Annotated in this window: 16 protein-coding genes; 9 read left to right on the forward strand and 7 right to left on the reverse strand. The window is 72.4% G+C overall.

Annotation, left to right across the window (positions count from 1 at the left end; genetic code table 11):
• Positions 1-64: 64 nt before the first annotated feature.
• From K7C98_RS04300 to K7C98_RS04310, 3 genes are all read left to right on the forward strand, one after another.
• Positions 65-442, forward strand: coding sequence for a glutaredoxin domain-containing protein (locus K7C98_RS04300; protein WP_224190217.1), 378 nt, complete (start codon positions 65-67; stop codon positions 440-442).
• Positions 443-639: 197 nt separating this feature from the next.
• Entirely contained in the window at positions 640-2,358 is a 1,719-nt protein-coding gene (locus tag K7C98_RS04305) for a DUF1592 domain-containing protein (RefSeq protein ID WP_224190218.1), read from the forward strand.
• Between the two features lie 3 nt (positions 2,359-2,361).
• Entirely contained in the window at positions 2,362-3,750 is a 1,389-nt protein-coding gene (locus K7C98_RS04310; RefSeq protein ID WP_224190219.1) for a DUF1552 domain-containing protein, read from the forward strand.
• A gap of 70 nt (positions 3,751-3,820) precedes the next feature.
• Here the strand turns inward: K7C98_RS04310 and K7C98_RS04315 are convergent, their stop codons facing one another.
• Entirely contained in the window at positions 3,821-4,171 is a 351-nt protein-coding gene (locus K7C98_RS04315) for a carboxypeptidase-like regulatory domain-containing protein (RefSeq protein ID WP_224190220.1), read from the reverse strand.
• Between the two features lie 76 nt (positions 4,172-4,247).
• On the reverse strand, positions 4,248-4,691 hold the full coding sequence (locus tag K7C98_RS04320) for a CoA-binding protein (RefSeq protein WP_224190221.1): 444 nt from the start codon (positions 4,689-4,691) through the stop codon (positions 4,248-4,250).
• Positions 4,692-4,798: 107 nt separating this feature from the next.
• Here K7C98_RS04320 and K7C98_RS04325 point away from each other — a divergent pair, with 107 nt between their 5' ends.
• Both K7C98_RS04325 and K7C98_RS04330 read left to right on the forward strand, forming a co-directional pair.
• On the forward strand, positions 4,799-9,415 hold the full coding sequence (locus tag K7C98_RS04325) for a hypothetical protein (protein WP_224190222.1): 4,617 nt from the start codon (positions 4,799-4,801) through the stop codon (positions 9,413-9,415).
• Positions 9,416-9,983: 568 nt separating this feature from the next.
• Positions 9,984-11,405, forward strand: a complete 1,422-nt coding sequence (locus K7C98_RS04330; protein ID WP_224190223.1) for an MBL fold metallo-hydrolase — start codon at positions 9,984-9,986, stop codon at positions 11,403-11,405.
• Between the two features lie 34 nt (positions 11,406-11,439).
• Here the strand turns inward: K7C98_RS04330 and K7C98_RS04335 are convergent, their stop codons facing one another.
• Positions 11,440-13,536, reverse strand: a complete 2,097-nt coding sequence (locus K7C98_RS04335; protein WP_224190224.1) for an HAD-IIIC family phosphatase — start codon at positions 13,534-13,536, stop codon at positions 11,440-11,442.
• 628 nt (positions 13,537-14,164) lie between these two features.
• On the opposite strand from K7C98_RS04335, the gene K7C98_RS04340 reads away from it, so the two are divergent.
• A complete protein-coding gene (locus K7C98_RS04340; protein ID WP_224190225.1) occupies positions 14,165-15,799 on the forward strand; it encodes a tetratricopeptide repeat protein in 1,635 nt (544 codons plus the stop codon).
• A 28-nt stretch (positions 15,800-15,827) separates the two neighbouring features.
• Positions 15,828-16,373, forward strand: coding sequence for a CPCC family cysteine-rich protein (locus tag K7C98_RS04345; RefSeq protein ID WP_224190226.1), 546 nt, complete (start codon positions 15,828-15,830; stop codon positions 16,371-16,373).
• Between the two features lie 2 nt (positions 16,374-16,375).
• Here K7C98_RS04345 and K7C98_RS04350 read toward each other — a convergent pair whose 3' ends face one another.
• The 4 genes from K7C98_RS04350 to K7C98_RS04365 all read right to left on the reverse strand — a co-directional run bounded on the left by K7C98_RS04350 (position 16,376) and on the right by K7C98_RS04365 (position 21,367).
• On the reverse strand, positions 16,376-17,590 hold the full coding sequence (locus K7C98_RS04350) for an FAD-dependent monooxygenase (RefSeq protein ID WP_224190227.1): 1,215 nt from the start codon (positions 17,588-17,590) through the stop codon (positions 16,376-16,378).
• 87 nt (positions 17,591-17,677) lie between these two features.
• The gene (locus tag K7C98_RS44605; protein WP_224190228.1) at positions 17,678-18,580 is read right to left on the reverse strand and encodes a helix-turn-helix transcriptional regulator; all 903 of its coding nucleotides are present in this window, start codon (positions 18,578-18,580) and stop codon (positions 17,678-17,680) included.
• Positions 18,581-18,750: 170 nt separating this feature from the next.
• Positions 18,751-20,259, reverse strand: a complete 1,509-nt coding sequence (locus K7C98_RS04360) for a sensor histidine kinase (RefSeq protein ID WP_224190229.1) — start codon at positions 20,257-20,259, stop codon at positions 18,751-18,753.
• 40 nt (positions 20,260-20,299) lie between these two features.
• The gene (locus tag K7C98_RS04365) at positions 20,300-21,367 is read right to left on the reverse strand and encodes a heparan-alpha-glucosaminide N-acetyltransferase domain-containing protein (RefSeq protein ID WP_224190230.1); all 1,068 of its coding nucleotides are present in this window, start codon (positions 21,365-21,367) and stop codon (positions 20,300-20,302) included.
• A 106-nt stretch (positions 21,368-21,473) separates the two neighbouring features.
• On the opposite strand from K7C98_RS04365, the gene K7C98_RS04370 reads away from it, so the two are divergent.
• Positions 21,474-22,025, forward strand: coding sequence for an NUDIX hydrolase (locus K7C98_RS04370; RefSeq protein WP_224190231.1), 552 nt, complete (start codon positions 21,474-21,476; stop codon positions 22,023-22,025).
• A gap of 70 nt (positions 22,026-22,095) precedes the next feature.
• A complete protein-coding gene (locus K7C98_RS04375) occupies positions 22,096-24,441 on the forward strand; it encodes a cation:proton antiporter (protein WP_224190232.1) in 2,346 nt (781 codons plus the stop codon).
• Positions 24,442-24,443 lie beyond the last annotated feature (2 nt).

The following is a 24,443-nucleotide window of genomic DNA, read 5'->3' on the forward strand; positions in this document are numbered from 1 at the left end:
CCGCGAGCGGGCGCACGCGCGCGGCTGCTTGCCACGGGCGGATCCGGCATCACCCTTCGCGCCCATGTCGTCCCGCCCGCTCCTCCCCGAGTCCTCGCTCGCGCCGCACGTCCGCGAGCAGATCCAGAGCTACCACCGCAACGTCGTCGACGCCGTCGTCGCCGCGATCGCCCGCGACCCCGTGGTCGTCGTCGGCATGGCCCAGAACCCGTTCGTCAAGAAGGCCCGCCGCGCGCTCGAGGCCGCAGGGGTGCCGTTCACGTACCTCGAGTACGGCAGTTATCTGAGCCAGTGGAAGGAGCGGCTGGCGATCAAGCTGTGGTCGGGCTTTCCGACGTTCCCCCAGGTGTTCGTGCGCGGGACGTTGATCGGCGGCTTCTCGGACGTCGAGCGCATGCTCGCCGACGGCAGCTTGCAGAAGCTGCGAGACACCACGCACTGAGCCGGGCTTCGTCGGTCGTATCCGCGCTCGTCCGCGCGGCTACACACGCAGATCGCGGGGCTCTCGGCCCCCGCAGCGTCGCTGCCAGTCCATCGGGGATCGCCCACGGTTGACAGCGCCGGCCGCTGCCGGGACATTGCGAGCGTATGGCTCAGCGACGACGAGCGCTTTGGTGGCGGTCTGTGGGGGCCTGGCCCTTGGGACTGATCCTGACGGCGGGGTGTTACACGGGTGCGCCGGCGCAAGAGACCGACGGTGAACCCACCGCGGGCACCGACGGCGGACCCGGCGGAGTGACCGAAGGCGGCAACTCCGATTCGACCCCGACCTCGGGCGACGAACCGACGGGCGGGACCAGCGACACCGGCGGGACCGAGATCCCCGCGCTGCCGGAGTCGTCGCGGGTGCCGCGGCTGTCGCATCGCCAGTGGGAGAACACGATCCGTGACCTGCTGCTGCTCGAGCAGACCACCGGCAAGTCGTCGCTGTTCATCGGCGACCCGATCAGCGGCGGCTACGACAACAACAGCGAGAAGCTGGTGGTGTCGGCGACGCTGTGGACCGACTACCAGCGCGCGGCCGAGGAGATCGCCGAGCAGGTGATCGCCGACCCGGAGCTGGTCGCGCTGCTGGTGCCGACCGAGGGCGACAGCGACGCGCGCGGGCGCGGGTTCATCGAGTCGTTCGGGCCGCGAGCGTACCGCCGCCCGCTGACGCCGGAGGAGATCGAGCGCCACATGCAGGTGTTCCAGGAGGGCGTCGCCCTCGGCGGCTCCGACCCGGTGCTCGAGGGCGTGCGCGTGGTGCTGCAGACGTTCCTGCAGTCGCCGTACTTCCTCTACCGCGTCGAGACCAGCGACGTGGCCGACGACGACGGGCGGATCCAGCTGAGCGGCTTCGAGGTGGCGTCGAAGCTGTCGTACATGCTGTGGGACACGATGCCCGACGAGGAGCTGTTCGAGGCGGCCCAGTCCGGCGGGCTCGACACGATCGCCGGGGTCGAGGCCCAGGCCGCGCGCATGCTCGAAGACCAGCGCGCGCGCGACATGGTGGCGTCGTTCCACTACCAGACGCTCAAGGTCGACAGCTACAGCAAGATCAACAAGAGCGCCGACAAGTTCCCCGAGTTCGCCGAGCCGATGCGCGACATGATGCGCGCCGAGACGATGATGTTCGTCGAGGACGTCGTGTTCGAGCACGAGGTCGGCGACGTGAAGACGCTGCTGTCGGCGCCGTACAGCTTCGTCAACGCGACGCTGGCGCCGCTGTACGGGGCGCAGGGCGAGTTCACCGACCAGCTCGTCAAGACCGACCTCGACCCGAGCCAGCGCGCCGGCGTGCTGACGCAGCTCGGCTACCTGGCGGCCAACGCGAGCTCGACCCAGAACGACCCGATCCACCGCGGCGTGTTCCTGAACCTGCAGATCCTGTGCACGGGGCTGCCGCCGCCGCCCAACAACGTGCCGCCGCCGCCGCCGGCGATGGAGGGCGAGTCGCTGCGCGAGCTGATCGACCGCCACACCGGCATCGGCACCTGCGGCGAGGCGTGCCACGGCTACCTCATCAACCCGCTCGGGTTCGCGATGGAGCAGTACGACCCGCTCGGCCGCTGGCAGACGATGGACGCCGGCAAGCCGGTCGACGCGACGGGCGACTTCAACTTTGTGCAGGGCAAGCAGAGCTTCAACGGCGGCGCCGAGCTGGCGAAGATCATCGCGTCGAGCGACGAGGCCCACCGCTGCTACGTCTCGCACCTGCTCGAGTACGGCTACGCGCGCGTGCCCAAGCTGCAGGACAACGCCGAGATCAAGCGCCTCGCCGAGGGCTCGCGCGACGGGCTCTACTCGATCAAGGAGCTCATCGTCGAGCTGACCACGAGCGACGCGTTCCGCTTCCGCGCCCCGGTGGAGGAATAAGCCATGCGACTTCCCAGCAACTTCTCCCGACGCGCCTTCATCACCGGCATCGGCGGCGCCACCGTCGCGCTGCCGTTCCTCCCGAGCCTCCTGCCCCGCGACGTCAAGGCGGCCACCGAGCGCCCGCGCTACTGCGTGTACGTGCGCCAGGCCAACGGCTGCGCCCAGGCCGACAACGGCGAGCCGGAGCGCTTCTGGCCGGTCAGCCTCGGCCAGCTCACCAGCGAGAGCATGTCGACCGTCGACGCCGAGCGCGCCGTCAGCGAGCTCGCCGACTACGCCGACAAGCTGCTGCTGGTCCGCGGCACCCGCTTCGGCTTCCCCGGCAACGGCTGCGGCCACTCCGGCGGCGGCAACCAGTGCCTCACCGCGGCCCGCGTGTCCGACGACCCGTCAGGCAACCTGTCGCTGGCGATGGGCGAGTCGGTCGACAACCGCATCGCCCGCGAGCTCAACCCGGCGAGCAATCCCGACCCGCTGACGCTCTACGCGGGCCGCATGGCCGGCTACATCAACGAGGTGCTCAGCTACCGCGCGGCCAAGGACCTGCGCGCGGCCGACCGCAACCCGTGGAGCGTGTACACCAAGATCGTCGGCATCACCGCGCTGCCCCAGGAGGTGGCGATGAAGATCAAGGCCCGCCGCACCAGCGTCAACGACCTCGTGCGCGAGCAGATGCAGGCGCTCATGAGCAAGCAGGACATGAGCAAGGCCGACCGCGACCGCCTGCAGATCCACTTCGAGGCGATCCGCGACCTCGAGATCGAGCTGCTGTGCGAGCTGCCGTCCGACGCCGAGATCATGGAGATGGAGGCGCAGCAGGACTACAACGGCGCCGACGAGCTGATCCAGACGGTCACGCGCATGCAGATGAACCTGATCGCGTTCGCGTTCTCGTGCGACTACACGCGCGCGGCGACGCTGCAGATCGGCGACGGCAACGACGGCACGCAGTACTGGATCGACGGGGTCCAGCTGCCGCGCTTCCACCAGATCTCGCACCGGATCTACGCCGACGGCTCGGAGGGCGACCCGATCCCCGACGCGCAGTCGAAGCACCACGTGATCGACCGCGAGCACGCCAAGCTGTTCAAGCACCTGCTCGACCGCCTGCAGGCGCTGCAGACCGACGTCGGCTCGCTGCTCGACGACACGGTGGCGATCTGGTGTAACGACCTCGGCGCCGGCGTCAGCCACACCTACAACAACATCCCGTGGGTGTGCGCCGGCAGCTGCGGCGGCTACCTCAAGACCGGCCAGTACATCGACGCCGGCGGCGTGACGCACAACCAGTTCCACAACACGATCCTCAGCGCGGTCACCGGCGACCTCGTCGAAGACTTCGGCGACCCGGAGCTCGAGCCGGGCGTCATCGACGCGATGATCGCGTGACGGCCTCTCGCGGCCGAGACGACGCGCAGGCGCTGCCGCCTGCGCGTCGTCGCGTTTGCGGCGGCAACGATCATCGTCCCGAGCGAGCGGGAGGGACGTCGAAGCCGATGTACCAGCGCTCGCCGGGCGCCGCGGTGAAGCTCCTGCGCACCGCGAACTCGTGGAGCATCAACACGTCGTAGCTGCCGGGCGGCAGGTCGGTAAACTCGTAAGGACCTCCGGTGGTGATGACCTCGCGCGGGCGTTCGAGGCAGTCACACTCGATGAAGACCAGGGCGCCCGTGATCGGCTCGCCGGTGTCGCTGCGGCGGACATGACCGCGGAGCGCCACCGGCCGCTGCGCATGCTCGTCAGCGACGCCGTCGGCGAGCGCGACGTACGGCGTGCATGCGGCGAGCTGCAGGGCGAGGCTCCGGCGCACCGGACGAGGATGCCGAGGATGGTTCAGCTCGGGGCGCCAGGTCCGTTCGCGGCGGGGTGGGCGGGAGCGCGCCGGCTCAGTCGCGGATCGGCGGGACGCCGAGGCGGCGGTGCTCGGCGAGGGTGCAGCGATCCTCGATGACGTCGATGCCAGCCTCGCGGAGGGTGCGCGCGAATTCGCCGTGGCGGATGCCGAGCTGCAGCCACACGAGCTTCGGCTTCACGGCCAGGATCTCGGGGACATGGTCCAGGAGGAACTCGGGGCGGCGGAACACGTCGACCATGTCGAGCTCGCCCGGGGCGAGCGGGCCCAGGTCGGTCAGCACGGCGACGCAGGGCGAACCCCACATGACGCGCCCGGCGAACACCGGATTGACGGCGCGGACGCTGTACCCGACGCCGTGCAGGTAGTCGGGGACGTAGCACGCGGGCTTGTTGGGGTCGGTGTGCGCGCCGAGGACGGCGATCGTGCGCGTGCGCGCGAGGATGTCACGCAGCTCGGAGTCGGTGGGCGAAGACACGCAGGCAGGGTGCCACGGTCGGAGCGTGTGGGCGAGGTCGAGTTCGTCGTGGGGGCCGACCGCCCTGTCCGGGTCGCATGGGCTCGCTGTACCCTTGGTTCCCCCACATGACTCGCTCCACGCCTCGACCGCTGCTCCGGGTCCTCGCGCTGATGATGCTGCTGTCCGCGGCCGAGGCCGCGGCCGCACCTCCACGGGCCGCGGCCGAGCCGGCCGCGGGGCTCCCCGCCGATATCCCGGAGGCGCTGCGTCCGTGGGTCCCGTGGGTGCTCCAGCCCCTGTCCGATCGGGCATGTCCGTACGTACATGCGAGTACGAGCGAGCGCCGCTGCGCCTGGCCGTCGCAGCTCGAGCTCGAGCTGACCGACGAGCGCGGGACGTTCGCCCAGCGCTGGCAGCTGTACGCCAGGGGCGTGGTGCCGCTGCCGGGCGACGCCCGCCGCTGGCCGCAGGACGTCGAGGTCGACGGCCAGCCGGCGGTGGTGGTGGCGAGCGGCGGCCGCCCGGCGGTCGAGCTGACGCCCGGGGCCCACCGGATCACCGGCGCGTTCCTGTGGGACAGCATGCCGGAGAAGCTCGGCGTGCCGGCCGAGACGGGGCTGCTGGCGCTCAAGCTGCGCGGCAAGCCGGAGTCGTTCCCGCGCCGCGACAACGACGGGACGCTGTGGCTGCAGAAGAAGGTCGAGGCGGCCAGCGAGCAGAACCTGCTCGACGTGGTGGTGCACCGCAAGGTGAGCGACGCGATCCCGCTGCGGCTGACGACGGAGATCTCGCTGCACGTGGCCGGGAAGAGCCGCGAGGAGCTGCTCGGCACGGCGCTCCTGCCCGACTTCGTGGCGATGGAGGTGACGAGCGAGCTGCCGGCGCGGCTCGAGCCCGACGGCCGCGTGCGCGTGCAGGTGCGCCCGGGCGCGTGGACGATCCGCATCGAGGCGCGCCACCCGGGCGACCTGCAGCAGATCGCCCTCGGCAGCAACGAAGGTCCGTGGGCCGCCGAAGAAGTGTGGGTGTTCGAGCCGGCGTCGGAGCTGCGCCGCGTCGAATTCTCCGGGCTGACCGCGGTCGACCCCCAGCAGACCCAGCTGCCCGACGCGTGGCGCTCGTTCCCGGCGTTCCGCGCCCGCCCCGGCGAGGCGCTGCAGCTGACGGTGACGCAGCGCGGCGAGGCCGACCGCGGACCCGACCGGTTGGCGCTGGCGCGCGACTGGTGGCTCGACTTCGACGGCCGCGGGTTCACCGTCAAGGACCGCATCGAGGGCCAGGTCCAGGGCACGCGCCGCCTCGAGGTGCAAGGCGCGGCCCGCCTCGGCGCGGTGGCGGTCAGCGGGCAGCCGCAATTCATCACGGCGCGCGACGACCCGGCCAGGGCCGGCGTCGAGCTGCGCGACCCCAACGTGTCGCTGACGGCCGACCTGCGCGTGCCCGCCGGCGGGCTGCAGCCGCAGGTGTCGGCGGTCGACTGGGACCACGACTTCGCGGCGGTGTCGGGCACGCTGCACCTGCCGCCGGGCTGGAAGGTGCTGCACGCGACCGGGGTCGACCAGGTCGACGACACCTGGCTCGGCCGCTGGACGCTGCTCGACCTGTTCATGGTGCTGGTGATCGCCATCGCCATCGCCCGCCTGTACGGCTTCGCCTGGGGCGTGCTGGCGGTGGTGACGCTGGGGCTGGTGTTCCCCGAGTGGATGGCGCCGCGCACGGTGTGGATCTTCGTGCTGATCGGCGAGGCGCTGCACCGCGCGCTGCCGGAGGGCTGGCTGCGCACGGCGGTCCGCGGCTACCGCCTGGCGTCGCTGGTGACGCTGGCGGGGATCTGCGCGGTGTTCTCGATCCAGCAGATCCGCCAGGGGCTGTACCCGGCGCTCGAGGAGCGCGGGCGCGACGACTTCGGCCTGGTCCTCGCGACCGACAAGATGGCGAACCAAATGGCGCCGCCGCAGACCGAGATGGCGCCCGCCGCGGCGGACTTCGAGGCCCAGCAGGTCGACTTCGACGGGGCGGCCGACTCGGCGCGCCGCGGCGGCGAGGGCCGCTTCCCGATGAAGGGCGGGAAGAAGGAGCAGTGGGACGAGTCGGAGGAGACGATCGACGTGCAGTCGATCGTGCAGTCGTCGCGCGCCAGCCTGTCCGGCGAGTACCGCCTGCGCCAACAGAAGAAGCTGCGCGAGTACGACGCGAGCACGGTGGTCCAGACCGGCCCCGGCGTGCCGCGCTGGTCGTGGCGCTCGGTGCCGCTGCGCTGGAGCGGGCCGGTCGAGCGCTCGCAGACGGTCAGCTTCTTGCTGGTGCCGCCGCACGTGAACCTGGCGCTCGCCGGGGTGCGCGTGCTGTTCCTGGTGGCGCTGGTGATGGCGGTGTTCGGGGTGTTCCGCCGCCGCCGCTCGGTGCCGCCGGCGCAGCGCCCGAACCCGGCGGTCGGGGCGACGGTGATGATGACGCTGGCGGCCGCGCTGCTGCTGCCGAGCAGCGCGGCGGCGCAGGTGCCCGACGCGGCCACGCTCGAGCAGCTGCGCGCGCGCCTGACCGAGGCGCCGGCGTGCCTGCCCGACTGCGTGACGAGCCCGCGCATGCGCCTGGAGGCCAGCCAGGCGGCGCTGCGGCTGGTGGTGGAGATCCACGCGGCCGCCCAGGTCGAGGCGCCGCTGCCCGGCTCGGCCGACCACTGGCTGCCGACGACGGTGACGGTCGACGGCTCGCCGACGACCGGCGGCCTGGTGCGCACCCCCGACGGCGCGCTGCGGATCGCGCTCGAGCCGGGCCGCCACGAGGTGGTGCTCGAGGGCCCGCTGCCCAACCGCGAGACGATCCAGCTGCGCCTGCCGGTCGGACCCCACCGCGTGACCGCCAAGGCCGAGGGCTGGACGGTGGCCGGCCTGCACGAGGACGGGCTCGCCGACGAGGTGCTGCAGCTGACGCGGATCAGCAAGCAGGACGCGACCCAGCCGGAGACGCTCGAGGTCGGCACGCTGCCGCCGTTCGTCCGCGTGGAGCGGGCGCTGACCCTCGGCCTGTCGTGGGAGGTGACGACCCGGGTCATCCGCGCCACGCCGCGCGGCTCGGCGGTGGTGCTCAAGGTGCCGCTCCTGCCCGGCGAGTCGGTGACGACCGCGGACCAGCGGGTCGAGGCCGGCGCGGTGCTCGTCAACATGCGCCCCGACGAGGACGTGGTCGAGTGGACGTCGGTGCTGCCGATCGCGCCGCAGATCGTGCTGGCGGCGGCCACAGGGGCGCCGTGGAGCGAGGTCTGGGAGGTGATGGTCGGGCCGGTGTGGCACGTCGAGGCCGGCGGGATCCCGCCGATCCGCCGCGGCGCCGAGGGCCTGCAGGTCTGGATGCCCTGGCCCGGAGAACAGGTCCTTCTGGACATCTCGCGCCCCGCCGGCGTGCCCGGCGAGACGCTGACCCTCGACTTCGCGCGCCTGACCCTTCGGCCAGGTATGCGGGCGGTCGACGCCGAGCTGGCGCTCGAGCTGCGCTCGTCTCGCGGCGGCCACCACACGGTCGCGCTGCCGGCCGAGGCCCAGCTGCAGAAGGTGCTGATCAACGGCTCGCAGCAGCCGATCGGCCAGGAGGGCCAGCAGGTGCGCCTGCCGATCGCGCCGGGGGTGCAGCGCGTGCAGCTCGAGTGGCGCGAGGCGGCGACGCTCGGCCAGCGCTACACCGCGCCGATGGTCGACCTCGGGGCGGCGGCGGTCAACGCCGAGGTGCACGTCGAGTTCCCGGCGAGCCGGTGGGTCTTGCTGCTCGGCGGGCCGCGGCTCGGGCCGGCGGTGCTGTTCTGGAGCTACATCGTGGTGCTGTTCCTGGCGGCGGGCGTGCTCGGCCGCCTGTCGGTCTCGCCGCTGCGCGCCCACCAGTGGTTCCTGCTCGGGCTCGGCCTGTCGACGATCCCGGTGCCCGAGGCGATGCTGGTGATCGGGTGGTTCCTGCTGCTCGGCTGGCGCCGCCGCCAGGTCGAGCTGGCGCCGGGGTGGTTCGCGCTGCGCCAGCTGACGATCGCGGCGTGGACGCTGGCGGCCTGCTCGGCCCTGGTCGCGGCGGTCCACGCCGGCCTGCTCGGCCAGCCCGACATGCAGATCGAGGGCAACGGCTCGTACGCGGGCTCGCTGCGCTGGTACCAGGACCGCATCGAGTACGTCGACGGCGTCGGCGGGCTGATGCCGCGCCCGTGGGTGCTGTCGGTGTCGCTGTGGTGGTACCGCGGGCTGATGCTGGCGTGGGCGCTGTGGCTGGCGTGGTCGATGATCCGCTGGCTGCCGTGGGGCTGGCAGAGCGCGGCGCAGGGCGGGCTGTGGCGCCCGCTGTGGCGCCCGTCGCCGAAGACGCCGCCGCCCGGCCGCCAGTCGGGGCCGATCGTCGGCCGCACGAGCCCGCAGCCGGCCGCGACCCCGCGCGCCAACCAGTCGGGGGTGTCCGAGGCGATCTTCATGAGCCAGTCGATGGACAGCGGCGGGATGGTCCAGGAGGACACGCCGCGCCCGCGGACGAAGTTCCGCACGACGGACACGATGGAGGCGGCCCCTCCGCCGCTCGAGGCCGAGCTCGACGCCCCCCGCGGGCCGACGATCGCGCGCCACAACGCCAGCGGACCCCAGCCGGTGCGGCCGGTGGCCGAGGCGATCACGCCGCCCGCGAGCAACCGCCCGCGCCCGCCGCCGCTGCCGACCCGCCCGCCGCTGCCGGTGATCAAGCTCGACGACGACGACAACACGCCGCCGCCCTGAGGCAGGGGCGCAGGCGACGAGAGGACATGTTCGATGAAGCATGTCCTCTGGTTTATGTTCTTCCGAATATGTTCTGGAGAGCAGGTCATCTCTGCCAGCCTTACGCTCGAGCCGGCGGCCTGGCCCGGCCGTCGAGCGCGAGGTCGCACCACGAACATCGGGATCGATGGACGGGGAACGGCGGCGACGGTGTCGTGGACAGTCTCACGACGCGCGCTCGACGCGTGGCATCATGCCCGTGCGAGGCCGCGTCGCGGCCTCCGAGCCCGGGGCTTCATCCTCGTGATCGTTCACGCGGGGCAATAGCGAGCGGCAGCCGTGGCCTGAAGGCATTCTCGCAGGCTGCGAGCCTGTACGTGCAGAGATGGCGTGTATAATCGAGGCCGGCGGAATGGGCGGGTGAGGCCGTGGAATCGAGCAGTATCCGGGCGCGGGGGTCGAGTCTCAGTAGACATGGCGGCGCATCGCCGCGCATGGCGCGTCCCTCGAATCCTCTGATTTCCCGCGTCCGTCGGCGCATTGGGCGACGCGGCCGCCGTCACGACGCCGCGAATCGAAGGAGAGCGACATGACAGCGGTCCGTGTCAGCGAAAACGTCACCTTCAGGATCAGCTATCCCCAGCACGAATGGCTGGAGTCCCTGCAGCCGTTCATCGCCGACGTCGGGGCGCGAATCGCGGAGACAGGCGATCTGCGGCGCTCGGTCCTCGCCGCCCACGCGGTATTTCCTCGCGCGGCGGAGTTCTTCGTCATCGACCCCGAGACGGTGCAGGAGTCCTTCGCCCTGCGGCCGGAGTTCCTGTTCGCGGAGTGGGAGGCGAGCGGGCTGCTGATCAGCGAGGGCGGGTCGCTCTCGGAGATCGACCTCGGCGAGGTCGAGGGCGGCTTGACCACGCTGCGGTCGGTCTTCAGCCTGGGCGCCTGCGGGGTCCACGACCGGGCGACGATCCGGCGGCGGCTCGACGAGCCGCAGCGGTCCGTCTTCGACATCCTCATGGAGGACGGCCTCTTCACCGAGGCGACAGGCCGACCTTCGCGGCTCGTGGGGCTCGCGAGCGGCGTGCACCGCCTGCAGCACGCGTCGCTGCTGTACCGCAGCAGGTCGACGGGGATCCTCGTCGATCCGCACCTGCACTCGCTGTTCGGCGCGCAGGTGACGGACTTCGACAGGCGCGATCTGGAGGGCAGCGTCGACGCGATCCTCATCACGCATCATCACGAGGACCACTGGTGCCTGTCGACGCTGCTGATGTTCCCCAGGGACACGCCGATCGTCGTGCCGAAGGTCCCGCGGTCGAGCATCATCTGCGGCGACATGGCGGCGCAGCTGCGCCGCTGCGGCTTCGTGAACGTATTCGCCGTCGATTGGTGGGACCCACCCCTCAAGTTCGGGGACTTCGAGGTGCACGTGCTGCCGTTCTACGGCGAGCAGCCGCTGCGGTTCGAGCACCCGTACGACGCGGACCTCCGCAGCTGGGGCAACACCTACGTCGTCCGCAACGACGACTACAGCTCGTGGCTGCTCGTCGACTCGGGGAACGACGCCAGGGGCTCGATGCGCGAGGTCGCGGAGCGCGTCCGGGAGCGATTGGGGCCGATCGACATGGTCCTGAGCAACCTGAGGTCGTTCAGCGTGTTCAGCCCGCTCTACATCGACAACGGGCTGTACTGGACGACGCTGTCGCCCGCGCAGATGGAGCGGCTGCCGTCGATGTGCTCCCACCTGCTCACCCTCGCCCCGTCGGGCGTCGCGGAGGTGTGCGCCGCCGTCGACGCGGCCTACTACCTGCCGTACGCGCACTGGTGGGGCGAGCTCGGGTCGGTCTCGGGTGAGCATGGCGCGCCGGACTCCGAGGGCGTGCTCCTCGGCGAGCTGGACGAGCACCTGAGGGCCGCGGGCGCCAGGACGCAGATCGTCTCGTGGTGCATCGGCGACGCCGTCGAGTGCAGCTCGCGGCGTGGCCCGGTCCGGCGGGCGTTTCGCGGGTGAGCGCCCGCGAGGCGCCACGGGGCGACCGGCGAGCCTAACGCGCGCCGCCGGCCGCGGCGACTTCCATGTGGTAGATGCCGGCGTCGTCTCGATAGAGGTCCGACTCCTGCGCGAGGACCCAGGTGTCGTGGTCGCGGCGCTGGAACCCTGCGCGCTGGAACACCGACCTGCAGGGCTCGTTGCGCGGACACTCGCGCAGCACGGCCAGCGGCTCGCGGTGCGCCAGCCCGGACGCCCGCAGCACCGCACCGATGAACGGCAGCTCGACGCGCAGGCCGAGCGCCCTGCAGCTCATCACGAACAGGCGCACGCCGGCCTCGTTCAACACGACGACGCCGGTGAGGCCGTACGACATGAATCGATCGGCGACGTGCATGACCCACACCTTGCCCTCGCGCACGAGGGGCTCGAGCGCGTCTCGACCCAACCGCTCGTGCGTGGTGTTGAACTGGTTGGTCCGCGCGAGCAGCTCGGCGACGCGATGAATGTCGTCGTGCCCGGCCGGGCCCACGCGCAACCGGACGTCGAGGCTGCGCAGGAAGTCCTGGTCCGACCGGGACTGCTCGCGCAGGGCCTCGCGCTCGAAGCCGGCCTTGATCGAGCTCGCCCGCATCCGCGCCTCGTCGGAGATCCTGGCGAATTGCAGGCGCGGGTGCTCGAGCAGAAACGCTCGCGCCGCGTACATCGGCCCGTCGAAGACCTCGATGTCCGGCACCGCGCGCTTGACCTCGGCGCGCTCGACCGGGTTGTCGTCGACGAACAGCGCGTCCCTGGCGGCCACGCCCAGCGTCTCCAGCAGGGCCCGAATGCGAGCACCCTTGGGGTCCCAGTCGATCGAATGCGCCACGAATTCATCGGGGTGCAGCGGGCCCACTTCGTCGTAGAGCTCCGCGCGCCGGCGCCAGTCGTCGAGGACGTGGTCGCGGTTGTTCTTGCTGCAAGTGGCGAGGAGGACGCCCCGGACCGCGGTCAATCGCAGCGCCTGATGGATGCCGGAGAACGGGTCATGCAAGATCCACCCCGTGTCGGCGTCGTGCCAGTTGAACCCCTCCTCGCCGCAGACGCCCGGCCACAGCGTGTTGTCCAGGTCGACGATGATCAGCTTGATCCGGTCGATGCCGGACCAGGCGTGGAACAGATCGAGGTACCGGTCGACCGTCAGCGCCAGGAATCGGTCCATGGCGCGGGCGTCGCCCCACGGCGGCATCACGTTGCGGAAGTTCGCGGCCGCGTAGCCGTGGTGCGCGTATACGGCGTATAAATGGTCCACGACGCCGCGCTTGTCGACCTCGGACAGCAGCTCGTCCTCGTCGAGGACGAGGACGTTGTCGGTGGCGTCGACCGCGTCGTAGATCGAGGCGTTGATCGCGTCCAGCGCCCTCTTGTAGACGACGTCGGTGACGCCCCACGGCGACACCGAGGCGCGGCTCATCGTGTGGACGATGCAGAGGCGGCTCCCGGCCGCGAGCGAGGCGCGTTGCACGGTGCCGGCGACGCGCTCGCGCAGGCGCTGGACCTCGTGGTCGACCTCCGCCCGCTCGCCGCTCTCGAACGCGATGAACAGGGGAAAGAGCTCGCGCACGATGAACATGTGCAGCACGAAGAAATCGCAGGTGTCGGGCAGGTCTCGGAACGGAGACTCGGCGTCGAACCAGGCGTAGCTGGTGGTCGAGCTGACCCCGCGGGCGGCCCAGCGCGTGCAGATGGCCCGCTCCAGCAGCTGAATCGTGCATTGACCGGACAGCCCCACGTGCAGCGCGCGCGAGGGGGCCTGGGCGGCGCCGCGACGCGCGAGCGCGACGGGCGGCGCGGCCTGGGGCTCGGGGGCCGCCGCCAGCGCCTCGAAGTGGGCGGCGACCTCGTCGGCGCCGCCGGGCACGAGCATGCCGGCCTCGGACAGCCGATCGAGCCACGACAGGACCGTCGGCACCGACTCGTCGTCCCAGTCGTCGCGCACGGCTTCCCTCGTGATCGAGGCGACGGTGCGCAACCAATGATAGACCGCGGCCGGCACGAGCGAGCGTCGCAGCGCTCCGCAATGCGTGAGCTGCACGAGATCACCCTGCTCGTGCGCCGCCACCAGACCGGACAGCCTCAGCGGTCCGGTCGGAGTGCCATCGATCCTCGTCATGTCCCCCCCCATTTGCTCAATGTCGCGCCGAGGCGCGAGAGTCGACGCATTCGGCCAACCACGCCGTGTGCGATGGAATGCATCATGCTCTGCATTCAGTCGCGGACAAACACCCTATCATGCACCTCGCATTCGCGAGACGGAAATGTCGAGATGGCGCGTGAGCGGTCGCACATGTCTGCGTGAGATCGGACAGCTCCGAATCGGCGCTCCCGGAGGGTGCGAATCAGCGCAGCCGGCGATCGAGCGAGCGTCATCGATGACCGCATATACGCGTCTCGGGCCGACCCGGGGCGGCGCTCGCTCCATTCTGCCACTCGACCGTCGCCGCCAGGGGTCGACGAGGACAGGCCGCGACCGCCACGGCGCTCGCCGTGCATGATTCCACGGCGCTGAACGGTCTCGTCCGCTCAGAAGCGCGACACGAGGAGCACCGGCGCCCTGCCGAAGCCTGGGACATGGTCTTCGGGTCATGTGCGGCGCGCGACCGTCGTGAGGACGGGCGGGGTGTCGCTCACGACATGCGCTGCAGGCTCGCGTGAAGGCCGGTGCGCCCGCGCGACGACGGTCTCGCGGAGCGGCGATGTCGCTTCCTCGCCGGCGCAGGCGGCAGTACGATCGCGGCATGGTGCGGACCCGAAGTTTCGCGGCGGCGCTGGTCGGGCTCGTGTGCGGCTGCGGCGGGGCGAGCCGCGAGGCGGACCGTCCGGCGTGCGAGGCCGCCGGCGCGGAGCTCGAGGCGACCTGGAACGAGGGCGCGCAGGGGCGCGTGCGCCAGGCGTTCGTGGCCGCCGGCGGACAGGACGCGGGCGCCACCGCCGACAAGGTGCTGCCGTGGGTCGAGGAGCAGGCGCGGGCGTGGCAGACGGCGAGCGTCGATGTCTGCGCGAAGGCGGAGTGGAGCGCCGAGCTCCGCGGACGCGCGGAGTGGTGCCTCGCCGATCGCCGCAGCGAGCTCGAGGTGCTGGTGGAAGAGTTCGCGCAGGCGGACGCGACGGTCGTGCAGACGGCGGAGCTGCCAGCGTCGGGCTTGCGGCCGATCGGGCCGTGCCTCGACGAGGCGTGGCTGGGCCGCCAGCCGGCGACGCCGAGCGACGGTCATGCGGCGCTGCGAACGGCCCGCGCAGAGCTGGCGCGCGCGCGGAGGCTGCACCTCGCCGGGCAGTCGGTGAAGGCGCTCGAGAAGGCGACGGCCGTGCGCGCGCAGGTGGAACAGACGCTGGCATGGCCGCCGCTGTGGGCCGCGGCGCGCGGCTTCGAGGGCGTGTTGCTCGCCGCGTCGGGTTCGTACGCGGACGGGGAGGCGGCGTGCGTGGCGGCCTATCACGCGGCCGTGAGCGCCGAGGCCTGGGACGTGGCCGCAGACGTCGCGAGCGACCTGATCGACGTCGTCGGCTTCGCTCGTGGCCGAGGTGAAGACGGGCGCGCGTGGGCCGGGCGCGCCGAGCAGGCGATCGCCCGCGCGGGCGATCGCCTGGGGCTCCGCGAAGCCGGACGCCTGATCAACCTCGGGATCGTCGAGCTGGCGGAGGGGTCGGTCGCGGCGGCCCAGGCCCAATTCGAGCGCGCGCTGGCGCTGCGGACGAGCGCGCTCGGACCGGAGCACCGCGCGGTCGCGTCGATCCTGGGCAACCTGGCGCAGGCGCGCAGGCGGGCCGGGGCGCTGCCCGAGGCGGCCGAGCTGCTCGCGCGGGCGCTGCAGATCGAAGAGCGGATGCTGGGCCCGGAGCACCCGCGCGTGGCGACGACGCTGGGCGCGCTCGCGGGGGTGCGCCAGGCCGAGGGGTCGCCGGCGGAGGCGCGGGCGCTGTTGGAGCGCGCCGCGGCGATCCGCGAGAAGGCGCTCGGGCCCGATCACCCCGACCTGGCCCGGACGCTCGGCAACCTGGCGATGGTGGAGAAGGCCCTCGGCGCGCATGCGACGGCGCAGGGGCTGCTCGAGCGCGCGCTGGCGATCCAGGAGAAGAGCCTCGGCGGCGAGGATCGCGAGGTCGCGGTGACGCTCGGCTACCTCGCGGCGGTCCACGTGGCCGAGAGACGGCCGCTCGTCGCGGTGCCCCTGCTCGAGCGACAGGTGGCGAGGCTCGCCGGCAAGCCCGGCGAGCCGGCGGCGCGCTTCGAGCTGGCCCGAGCGGTGGTCGGGCAGGACCGAGCCCGGGCGCTGGCGGAGGCGAAGAAGGCCCGCGAGGGGTTCGTCGCGGCCGAGCAGCGCGAGTCGGTCGCGGCCGTCGACGCGTGGCTGGTCGAGCAGGGCCCGACGTGAAAAATGTGTCCGGATCATTCGACGTACCATGATCAGAGCACAGGCGATTCAGCTCCTCGCTCGTGACCTGCGCGCCAGGCTCTCTCCGGTCGAGCGCGAGGCAGAATTGCGGGAATTATGGGCGACGGAAGGCGAAGGGCCGCTGTGGAGCGAGCTCCCGGAGGCCCTCCGCGGCGAGCTCCAGTCCGGCGCCGAACCGACGGATCCGCTGAACCCTCGCTACGATCCGCTGCTCGACCTCCATCTCGCACAGTCGTTCTTCGGTGTGACCAATGCGTATCTCGAGCGGCGGATCGTCGCCCTCGGAGTTCGTGAGGCGGTCGAGGGGGAGGCGGAGCTGCTCGCCCCGTGCCTGTGCTGCGGCTACCGCAGCCTCGGAGAACGCGGCCAGTACGCGATCTGCCGCGTCTGCTTCTGGGAGGATGACGGGATGGACGAGCCCGATCGACCCAGCAACGCGAACGGGATGACCCTCCGCGAGGCCCGGGCCAACTTTGCTCGCTGGGGCGCGGTCGCGCAGGCGCACCGGTCGCATGTGCTTCCTGACGGACCCGAGCGGTATGCGAGGACCTGAGCTCAGGCCGCAACGATGTCGAGCTCGGTCAGGCCGCCGGGGCGGAGCAGCCGTTTAATAAGCGGCGCGACGGGGCTGTTGCTCAGGCGGATGATCGTGGCGCGGAGGAGCCGCGGCAGCTCGCCGCTGGGCGTGAAGAGCTGGCGCATCGTCGTCGCCGTCTGCTGCAGGCTCGCGGTGAACGGGCGCAGCTTCGCCTCCCACTCGCTCAGCGCGCGCTGCAGGTCGCCGGGGTGTTTTTCGAGCATGTTGCCCAGCAGCTCGGCGCCGGCCATCCCGGTCGAGGCGCCCATGCCCGAGTACAGCGTCAGGCACCACGCCGCGTCGCCGAGCAGGACGACCCGACCCTCGTGCCAGCGAGCCATGCGGACCTGTTCGACCGAATCGAACAGGCGCTCGTCCGCCGCCGCGTAGTCGTCGAACAGCTGGCTGAGCACGGGCCCGGCGGGCTCGGGGCCGAACGCGGCGCGCACCGAGTCGACGGCGGGGCGGCGGAACTGCGCCGCGACGTCGTCCACGCGGTACGAGAACAGCACGGTGGGGTTGTGATTCACGAACGGGAACACCCACGCCGAGCGCCCGGCCTCGGCCATGACGAATCCGTCGCTGGTGGGGTGGCCGAGGACGGGGCGGCTGAGGACGCAGGCGCCGATCATGTAGTTCATCGGGTGCATGAACCGCTCGTGCGGGCCGAAGACCAGCCTCCGCACGGTCGAGCGCAAACCGTCGGCGCCGACCACGAGGTCGAAGCGTTCGCTCGCGGTCGCGCCGGTCGCCGAGTTGCTGGTCGTCACGTCGACGCCGCGCTCGTCCTGGGCGATGGCGACGGGGCTGGTGGCGAAGCGGATCTCCACGTCGGCGGGGAGCGCGGAGTACAGCGCGTTCTCGACGTCGCCGCGCAGCACCAGCCGCGGTCCGCTGGGCAGGTCGGGGAGGCCCATACCCTTGCGCCGGCGACCGCTGCGATCGATCTCGAACGTCTGGACTGGCGGGCCGAGGCGATTGCCCACCGCATCGAGCACGCCGAGCCGGGCCGCGGACGCGATGCCGGTGCCGAACAGGGCGACCGCGTAGCCGCCGCGGCGCCGGCCGGCGGCGCGCTCGATGATCACGGGCTCCCAGCCGAGCCTGTGCAGCCGCAGGGCGGTGGCGATGCCGCTGATCCCGAGTCCGACCACCAGGACGCGGCGGCGGGGTGTCGTTGCGCTGTTCGTCATGCCCCGAGGGTAGAGGCCGACCACGCTTGGGGTAGAGCGCGGCTTGGGGCGGAGATCGGCGCGGATTGGGGTCGGTGGAGAACGCGGTCACGGGGCGGCGCGCCGCCGCTCTCGCCATTCACGCGGGGTCATGCCGTGGGCCCGGCGAAAGGTGCGAATGAAGTGAGTGGCATCGGCGTAGCCGACCTGGCTGGCGATGCTCTCGACGCTCGCGTCGGTGTCGCGCAGGCGTCGTCGAGCTTCGGACATTCGGTGCTCGCGCAGCCAGTCGCCGACCGTCAGGCCCGTCTCGTGGCGGATCGCGTTGGCCAGGTGCGAGGGGGTGCGGCCGACCGCGGCCGCGACGTCCTTCAGCGAGAGGGGCTCGAGGCAGTGCGCCTCGATGAAGGCGAGGGCGTCGCGCACGAGCCCGCCGAGCAGCGGCGACGCGGTGGGCGCGTGCTCCTGCAGCTCGCGCATGAGCTCCGTGAGCAGCAGGGCGAGCAGCGCGTGCGCGGCGATCTCCGCGCCCCAATTGCGCCCGCGCAGCTCCGCGTCCATCTCGGCGAGCAGGTGCTCGATCCGCCCGACCCGGGCCGGCCCGGGTCGCAGGCACAGCAGCCCGCGCACCAGGAGGCTGCGCGCCGGAGCGGGGACCGCGTCGCCGCGGAGCCGCGACTGTCCCGGCAACCACGGCGGCCCGAGGGCGCGCAGCAGCAGTGGATCGACGCCGACGATCCAGCCCTGCAGGTCGCCGATGTCGAGCGGCTGGTGCTCGACGCCTTCAGGGACGAGGTGGACGTCGCCGGCGCGGAGATCGATCGCCTCGAGGTGCTGCCCTCGCCCGCTGCCCGCGGTGAACACGAAGAGCGTGAAGAAGGTCGAGACGAGCGGGCCGGGAGGCAGCGGCATCGGGGCCTGAACACGGGCGACGTACAAGCGCTTGTCCCCGGCGCCCATCTCGCCGAGGGTGAGCACGTGCGGCGGCCGGCGCTGAGACGTCCGGGTCACGGAGCGAGGCAGGGTCGGGGGGGACGACGGCGCATGTCCTGGTTGTCGCCGACCTGCGGCGCGATGTCCAGCGGCGGGCCATGGGCCCGGCGCGGGGGTTCGCGCGGTGCGCTGCGAGCTGTTCGATCGAACATGCCCTGAAGAGCATGTTTTAAAAAAGAGAGAACACCTCAGAAGTGCGACACGAGGAGGACGCCGGCCTTGCGGGGGTCGATGGCTTCCTGGGGCAGGCGGAGGGTGAAGACGGAGCCGACGCCGGGCTGGCTGCGGACGGTGATGTCGCCGCCGAGCATGCGTGCGTAGTGGCGGCTGATGGCGAGGCCGAGGCCGGTGCCGCCGAACTTGCGGGTGGTGGAGCTGTCGGCCTGGACGAACGGGGCGAACAGGCGCTCGAGCACGTCGGGGGCGATGCCGATGCCGGTGTCGCTGACCTCGAAGCGGTACCACGAGCGGCCGCCCTCGGCCTGGGTCTTGATCGACAGCTCGATGCGGCCGTTGTGGGTGAACTTGCAGGCGTTGCTGAGCAGGTTGCTCAGGATCTGGTGCAGCTTGGTGCGGTCGGTCTTGATCTCGCCGAGGTCGCGCGAGCAGCGGAGCTTGAGGGTGTCGCCGTTGCGCTCGGCCAGCGGGGCGAGGTGCGACATGACGCTGCTCAGCACGTCGCCGAGGTTGAACGCCTCGACGTTGATGTCCATCTTGCCCGACTCGATCTTCGACAGGTCGAGGATGTCGCTGATGAGCGCGAGCAGGTGCTCGGCCGAGCCGTGGATCTTGCCGAGGTCGTCGTGCAGCTGGCGGAGCCCGAGGCGGGTGGTGTCCTCGAGCAAGATCTCGCTGTAGCCGATGATCGCGTTGAGCGGGGTCCGCAGCTCGTGGCTCATGTTGGCGAGGAACGAGCTCTTGATCCGGTTGGCCTCGAGCGCCTGCTCCTCGGCCTGACGGCGCACGCGGATCTCCGACTCCATCTTGCGGTTGGCGCGGGTGAGCGCGATCGTCCGCTCCTCGACGCGCCGCTCGAGCTCGTCGTGGGTGCGCCGCAGCTGGTCCTCGATCTGCTGCCGGCTCTCCACCTCGCGCTCGAGCCGGCCGAGCGCGCTGCGCAGGATCTCGCCGCTGCGGCCGTGGTGCGCGAGCACGAGGTTGAGCGGGACGCCGGCGGCGGCGACGGTCAGCGCCGCGATCACGGCCTCGGAGGCGGGACCGCCGGCGACGAAGATGCCGACGGCGCAGGCGACGCTGAGGACGCCGACGACGGCGGCGGCCAGGCGCGGGGCGAAGGACAGCGGGGCGGCGCAGGCGGTGGCGAGGCCCAGCAACATGACCGGCGCGTCGGGGCCGAGCTGGCCGGGCAGCAGCACGAGCAGGCCGGCGATCGCGAGGTAGCGGAGGAGGTCGCGGGTGCGCGTGCGGGCGCGGTCGAAGGACAGCGGGTTGAAGAACGAGAACGCCTGGATCAGCACGAAGGCGCCGCAGCCGAGGATCGCCGCCGGCGTGTGGTCGGCGGCGAGGACGACGACGACCGCGAGCACGACGCTGACGAGCACGATGGCGCGACCCTGCGAGGCGAGCGACAGCGCGAAATCGAGGACCTGCGGCGGTAAGGTCGTGAACCGCGACTTGCGCCGCACGGAGGATTCGGCGGCGCTGGCGGCGGCAGCGATCACTTGGGCCGGTTGCATAGACGCGACCAGAGCATGCGCCGCGATCTCCGCCAGCGGTCTAACCGCCGAAGATCCGGAGCAGCCACTCGGCGCCGTAGCGGTAGCCCACCCGCTGCCACAGACGCGCAGCGAGCGCGCACACGATCACCCAGGCACCCACGATGGCGAGCGCGATCTCGGCGCTGAACGCCTGCCACGCGCCGAGGGGGCGCGTCAGCTCGCGGAAGACGACGACGTGCACCAGCAACAAGGTGAGCGAGGCGCGGCCGAGCGCGACGAGCCAGCCGCGCTCGCCGATCCGCCCGCGCCTCTCGAGGGCGAGCGCGCCGAGCAGCAGGAGGAGCGTGCCCGACTGGAGCAACAGGACGATCGCCGGGGTGGCCGGATAGAAGCTGAGGCGGATCTGGAACAGCCGGTCCCACACGCCCACGTGCGGGCCGGTGCGCAGGGCGACGGCCGCGAGCGCGACGCCGGTGACGAGCAGCACGGAGGCCATGCGCAGGATCGGGGCGGTGCGGCCCTGCTGCAGCCAGCGCCCGACGACGATGCCGCCGAGGAACAGGCCGAGCCAGGGGACGATCGGGAACTGGCCCTCGGCGAAGGCGAGGCGCAACGGACCGCCGGGGAGGTCGAGGCGGCGCATGCGGTCGTTGACCAGCAGCTCGGGGGTCCGCAGCCAGTGCTGCACGAGCGGGGCGGCGAGCAGCAGGAGCGCCTGTCCGATGAGCAATGCCCGATCGGACAGGCGCCGCCACAGCGGGGCGGTGGCCATGCCGAGGCCCATCAGGTGGAGGACGAACCACGAGCCGGCGGAGAACCAGCTCGGGGTGAGCAGGTTGAGCAGCCAGCCGAAGCCCATGACGATGAGGCCGCGACGGACGAGGATCGCGTCGACGCCGGTGGGGCGGGCGCGCGCGAGGAGGGTGGTGCCGGCGCCGGCGAGGGTGATGAAGGTCGGCGCGGCGAGGCCCCCGAGGCCGTTGAGGGCCATGAGCACCGGCGCCTGCGCGATCGGCGAGACGCCGGGTTCGGAGCGCCACAGCCACACGGCCATGTGCTGCTCCATCATCAGGACGACGGCGAGGCCGCGCAGGGCGTCGAGGCTGAGCAGACGGGCGGGCGTCACGGGGGAGCCCCAGGCTACCCGGACGGCCGCGCGGGGTGAAGGTCGGGGGCGGCGCGTGACCGGCAGCCCTGGCCAAAGCGCCCGGCGGCTGCGATAGTCGGGGGGCATGTCGAGCCTGTCCGATGCGATCAATCCGGCGACCGAGACGATCGGCGGCGGGCGCTTCCTGCGCCTCGTGCGCCGCGGCAAGTGGGAGTACGTGGAGCGCACCGGGGCGAGCGGGGCGGCGGCCATCGTCGCGGTCACCCAGGACGGGCGGCTGGTGCTGATCGAGCAGCCGCGGCCGGCGCTCGGCGGGGTGGCGATCGAGCTGCCGGCCGGTCTGGTCGGCGACACGCCCGGCGACGAGTCGGAGGAGGCGGCGACCGCGGCGAATCGTGAGCTGACCGAAGAGACAGGTTACGAGGCCGACAAGATCGAGCAGGTGGCCCACGGGCCGAGCTCGCCGGGGCTGACGAGCGAGTGCATCAGCATCTTCGTGGCGACCGGGCTGCGCAAGGTCGGGCCCGGGGGCGGCGACGGCAACGAGCAGATCACGGTGTTCGAGGTGCCGCTCGCCGAGGTCGAGGACTGGCTGGCCGAGCGGGTCGCCCGCGGGGCGCACGTCGACCTCAAGGTCTACGCGGGGCTCTACTTCGCGCGGCGGCTCGCCAAGTAGACCCGGGCCGCTCGCAGGCCGTGGCGGCGGGGCGCAGGTCGCGGCCCTTGTGGCACACTGACGGTCCCCCATGGCGCCCGTCACCGTCTTCCTCGTCGCCATCGCCTGCCTGTTGACCGCGGCCGCGGCGGTGCGACCGCTGGCGCTGCGCTCGGGCGTGCCCGAGGCGGTGTGGCTGATCTTGCTCGGGGTCGGGCTGCGGGCCACGGGGCTGGTGCCTCAGGCGACGATCGCCGCGCTGGCGCCGTTCTTCGCCGCGGTCGCGCTGATCATCGTGCTGTTCGAGGCCGGGCGCGACATGGTCTTCGGGGCAGGTGGCGAGCAGGTCGGGCGCGCGCGCAAGCTGGCGCTGGTCGGCGCCGCCCTGGTGGTGCCGCTGGTGGCGCTGTTCAGCCTGGCGCTGGCGGGGCTGCAGCTGCTGCCGCCGTCGTGGGGCTGGACGCACGCGTTCATGCTCGGGGCGCTGATGCTGTGCACCGCGCCGGAGGTGTACGCGCCGACGCTGTCCCGGCGGGCCCACCCCGGCCTGGTGGCGACGCTCGAGCGCGAGGCCGCGGTCACCGGGGCGCTGGCGATCGCGGCGACGGCGGTGTGCATCGACCTGCTGAGCCTGCGCGTGCCGGCGGGCAAGGCCTACGCGGCGATCGCCGCCGGCTTCGGCCTCGGGCTGGCGTTCGGGGCGTTCGCCGGGCTGCTGTGGATCGCCGCGATCCGCCGCGTCGGCCCCGGCCGGGGGGTCTACCCGTACACGCTGGCGGCGATCCTGGCGCTGTACGTGGTGACCGACACGCTCGGGGGGATCGGGGCGCTGGCGGTGCTGGTGTTCGGGGCGGTCGTCAGCAACGCGGGGCCGCTGGTGGCGGCGCTGTTCCGCCCGCGCGGGACGGTGGTCGAGGCGGCCGACGAGGACTTCCGGGCGGCGCTCGACGACCACGGGCGCACGGTCGAGATCACCCGGGTGCTGCTGTTCACGTTCATCGGCCTGGGCCTCGGGCCGCCGTGGGGCCTGGTGGCGATGGGCATCGTGCTCGGCCTCATGCTGGTGGTGCTGCGCCTGTTGGCGGCCCGCCTCGTGCTGCGCGGGGTCGACGAGCGCACGTTCTCGGCCCTGGCGCTCGGCTGGCCGCGCGGGATGCTGGTCGCGGGCCTGGCCGCGCTGCCCTGGGCGGCCGCGGTGCCGGGGACCGAGTCGCTGACGACGCTGGTGTTCGCGGCGGTGGCGACCACCTGCGTCGCCTTCTCGGTGGCGGTCTCGCCGCTGGGGCACGCGCACCTCGCTCAGGACATGTCAGGAGGGCAAGGTCCTGGAGGACAGGAGCCGAAGGACATGCCCCAAGGGGCAGTCGTGTCGGCGCGCGCGCCGGCACCGGCATCGACGGTCGACGAGGTGCTCGGCGAGGCCGGGCGCGCGGGCGTGGTGGCGGGGGTCGCAGGGGCGAGGCCTGCGGGCGGGGCGGCGGTAACCACCGCGACGAATGGCGGCTCGTCCGGGAATGCGGGCACGCCGGCGGCGAGTGATTCGGCCGCGGTCACGGCGAATGCGATGAGCCGAGAATCGCTCGAGAACGGGCTGCCCGGTGTGGTGAGGGGGGCGTTCGCGGCGGAATTGCTGCCGAGCGGGACGGTGCCGGAGATGCCCGTGGTGAGCGGGCGGACGGCGGGGCCGGAAGGGCCGGTGGTGCCGGAAGGGCCGGTGGTGAGCGGGCGGGCCTTGGTGCCGGAGGAGCCCGTGGTGACGGGGCGGACGGTGGTGCCGGAAGGGCCGGTGGTGACGGGGCGGACGGTGGTGCCGGAGGGGCCGGTGGTGACGGGGCGGACTTTGGTGCCGGAAGAGCCGGTGGTGAGCGGGCGGACGCTGGTGCCGGGGGAGCCGGCGCCGTTGCCGAGGTTCGCCCCGCCGGGGGCGCCGCGGAGCGCGGAGCGGACGGTCTTCCGCGGGTCGGGGTCGGGAGCGCCGGAGCTCGTCCGCCACGTCTTCATCAGCGCGCCGGCTGCCACGCCGGGAACCTCGCCGACGACGAACGCGGTGCTGCCGGTGACGCGCGCGCCGGTGGCCGAGGCGGACGGCGAGCGTGGGTTGCGTGTGGAGCTGTTGCCCGGCACGCCGTTCGCGAAGCCGCCGGCGAGCGAGCCCGAAGACGCGACGGGTGCGGCGAGCGAGCCCGTGAGGCCGGCGGAGCCGAGCGAGCCGATCGCGACGAGCGCGCCCGCGGTGAGCGAGGCTGCGCTCGGCGTGGCGGCGGCGTTCGTCGCAGGTTCGGGGGAGTCGGCGGGCGCGCATGTGGTCGCGGCGGCGATCCGCGCGGAGCAGGACGTCGCGGCGGCGGGTCCGGGTGCTGCGGGGACGAAGGAGACGCCGCTGCTCGAGCTGCTGAACGAGGCGCTGCGACCCGCCGGCGAGACGAAGGAGGGCTGAGG

The sequence above is a fragment of the Nannocystis pusilla genome (assembly GCF_020073745.1).
GTDB classification, from domain to species: domain Bacteria; phylum Myxococcota_A; class Polyangia; order Nannocystales; family Nannocystaceae; genus Nannocystis; species Nannocystis radixulma.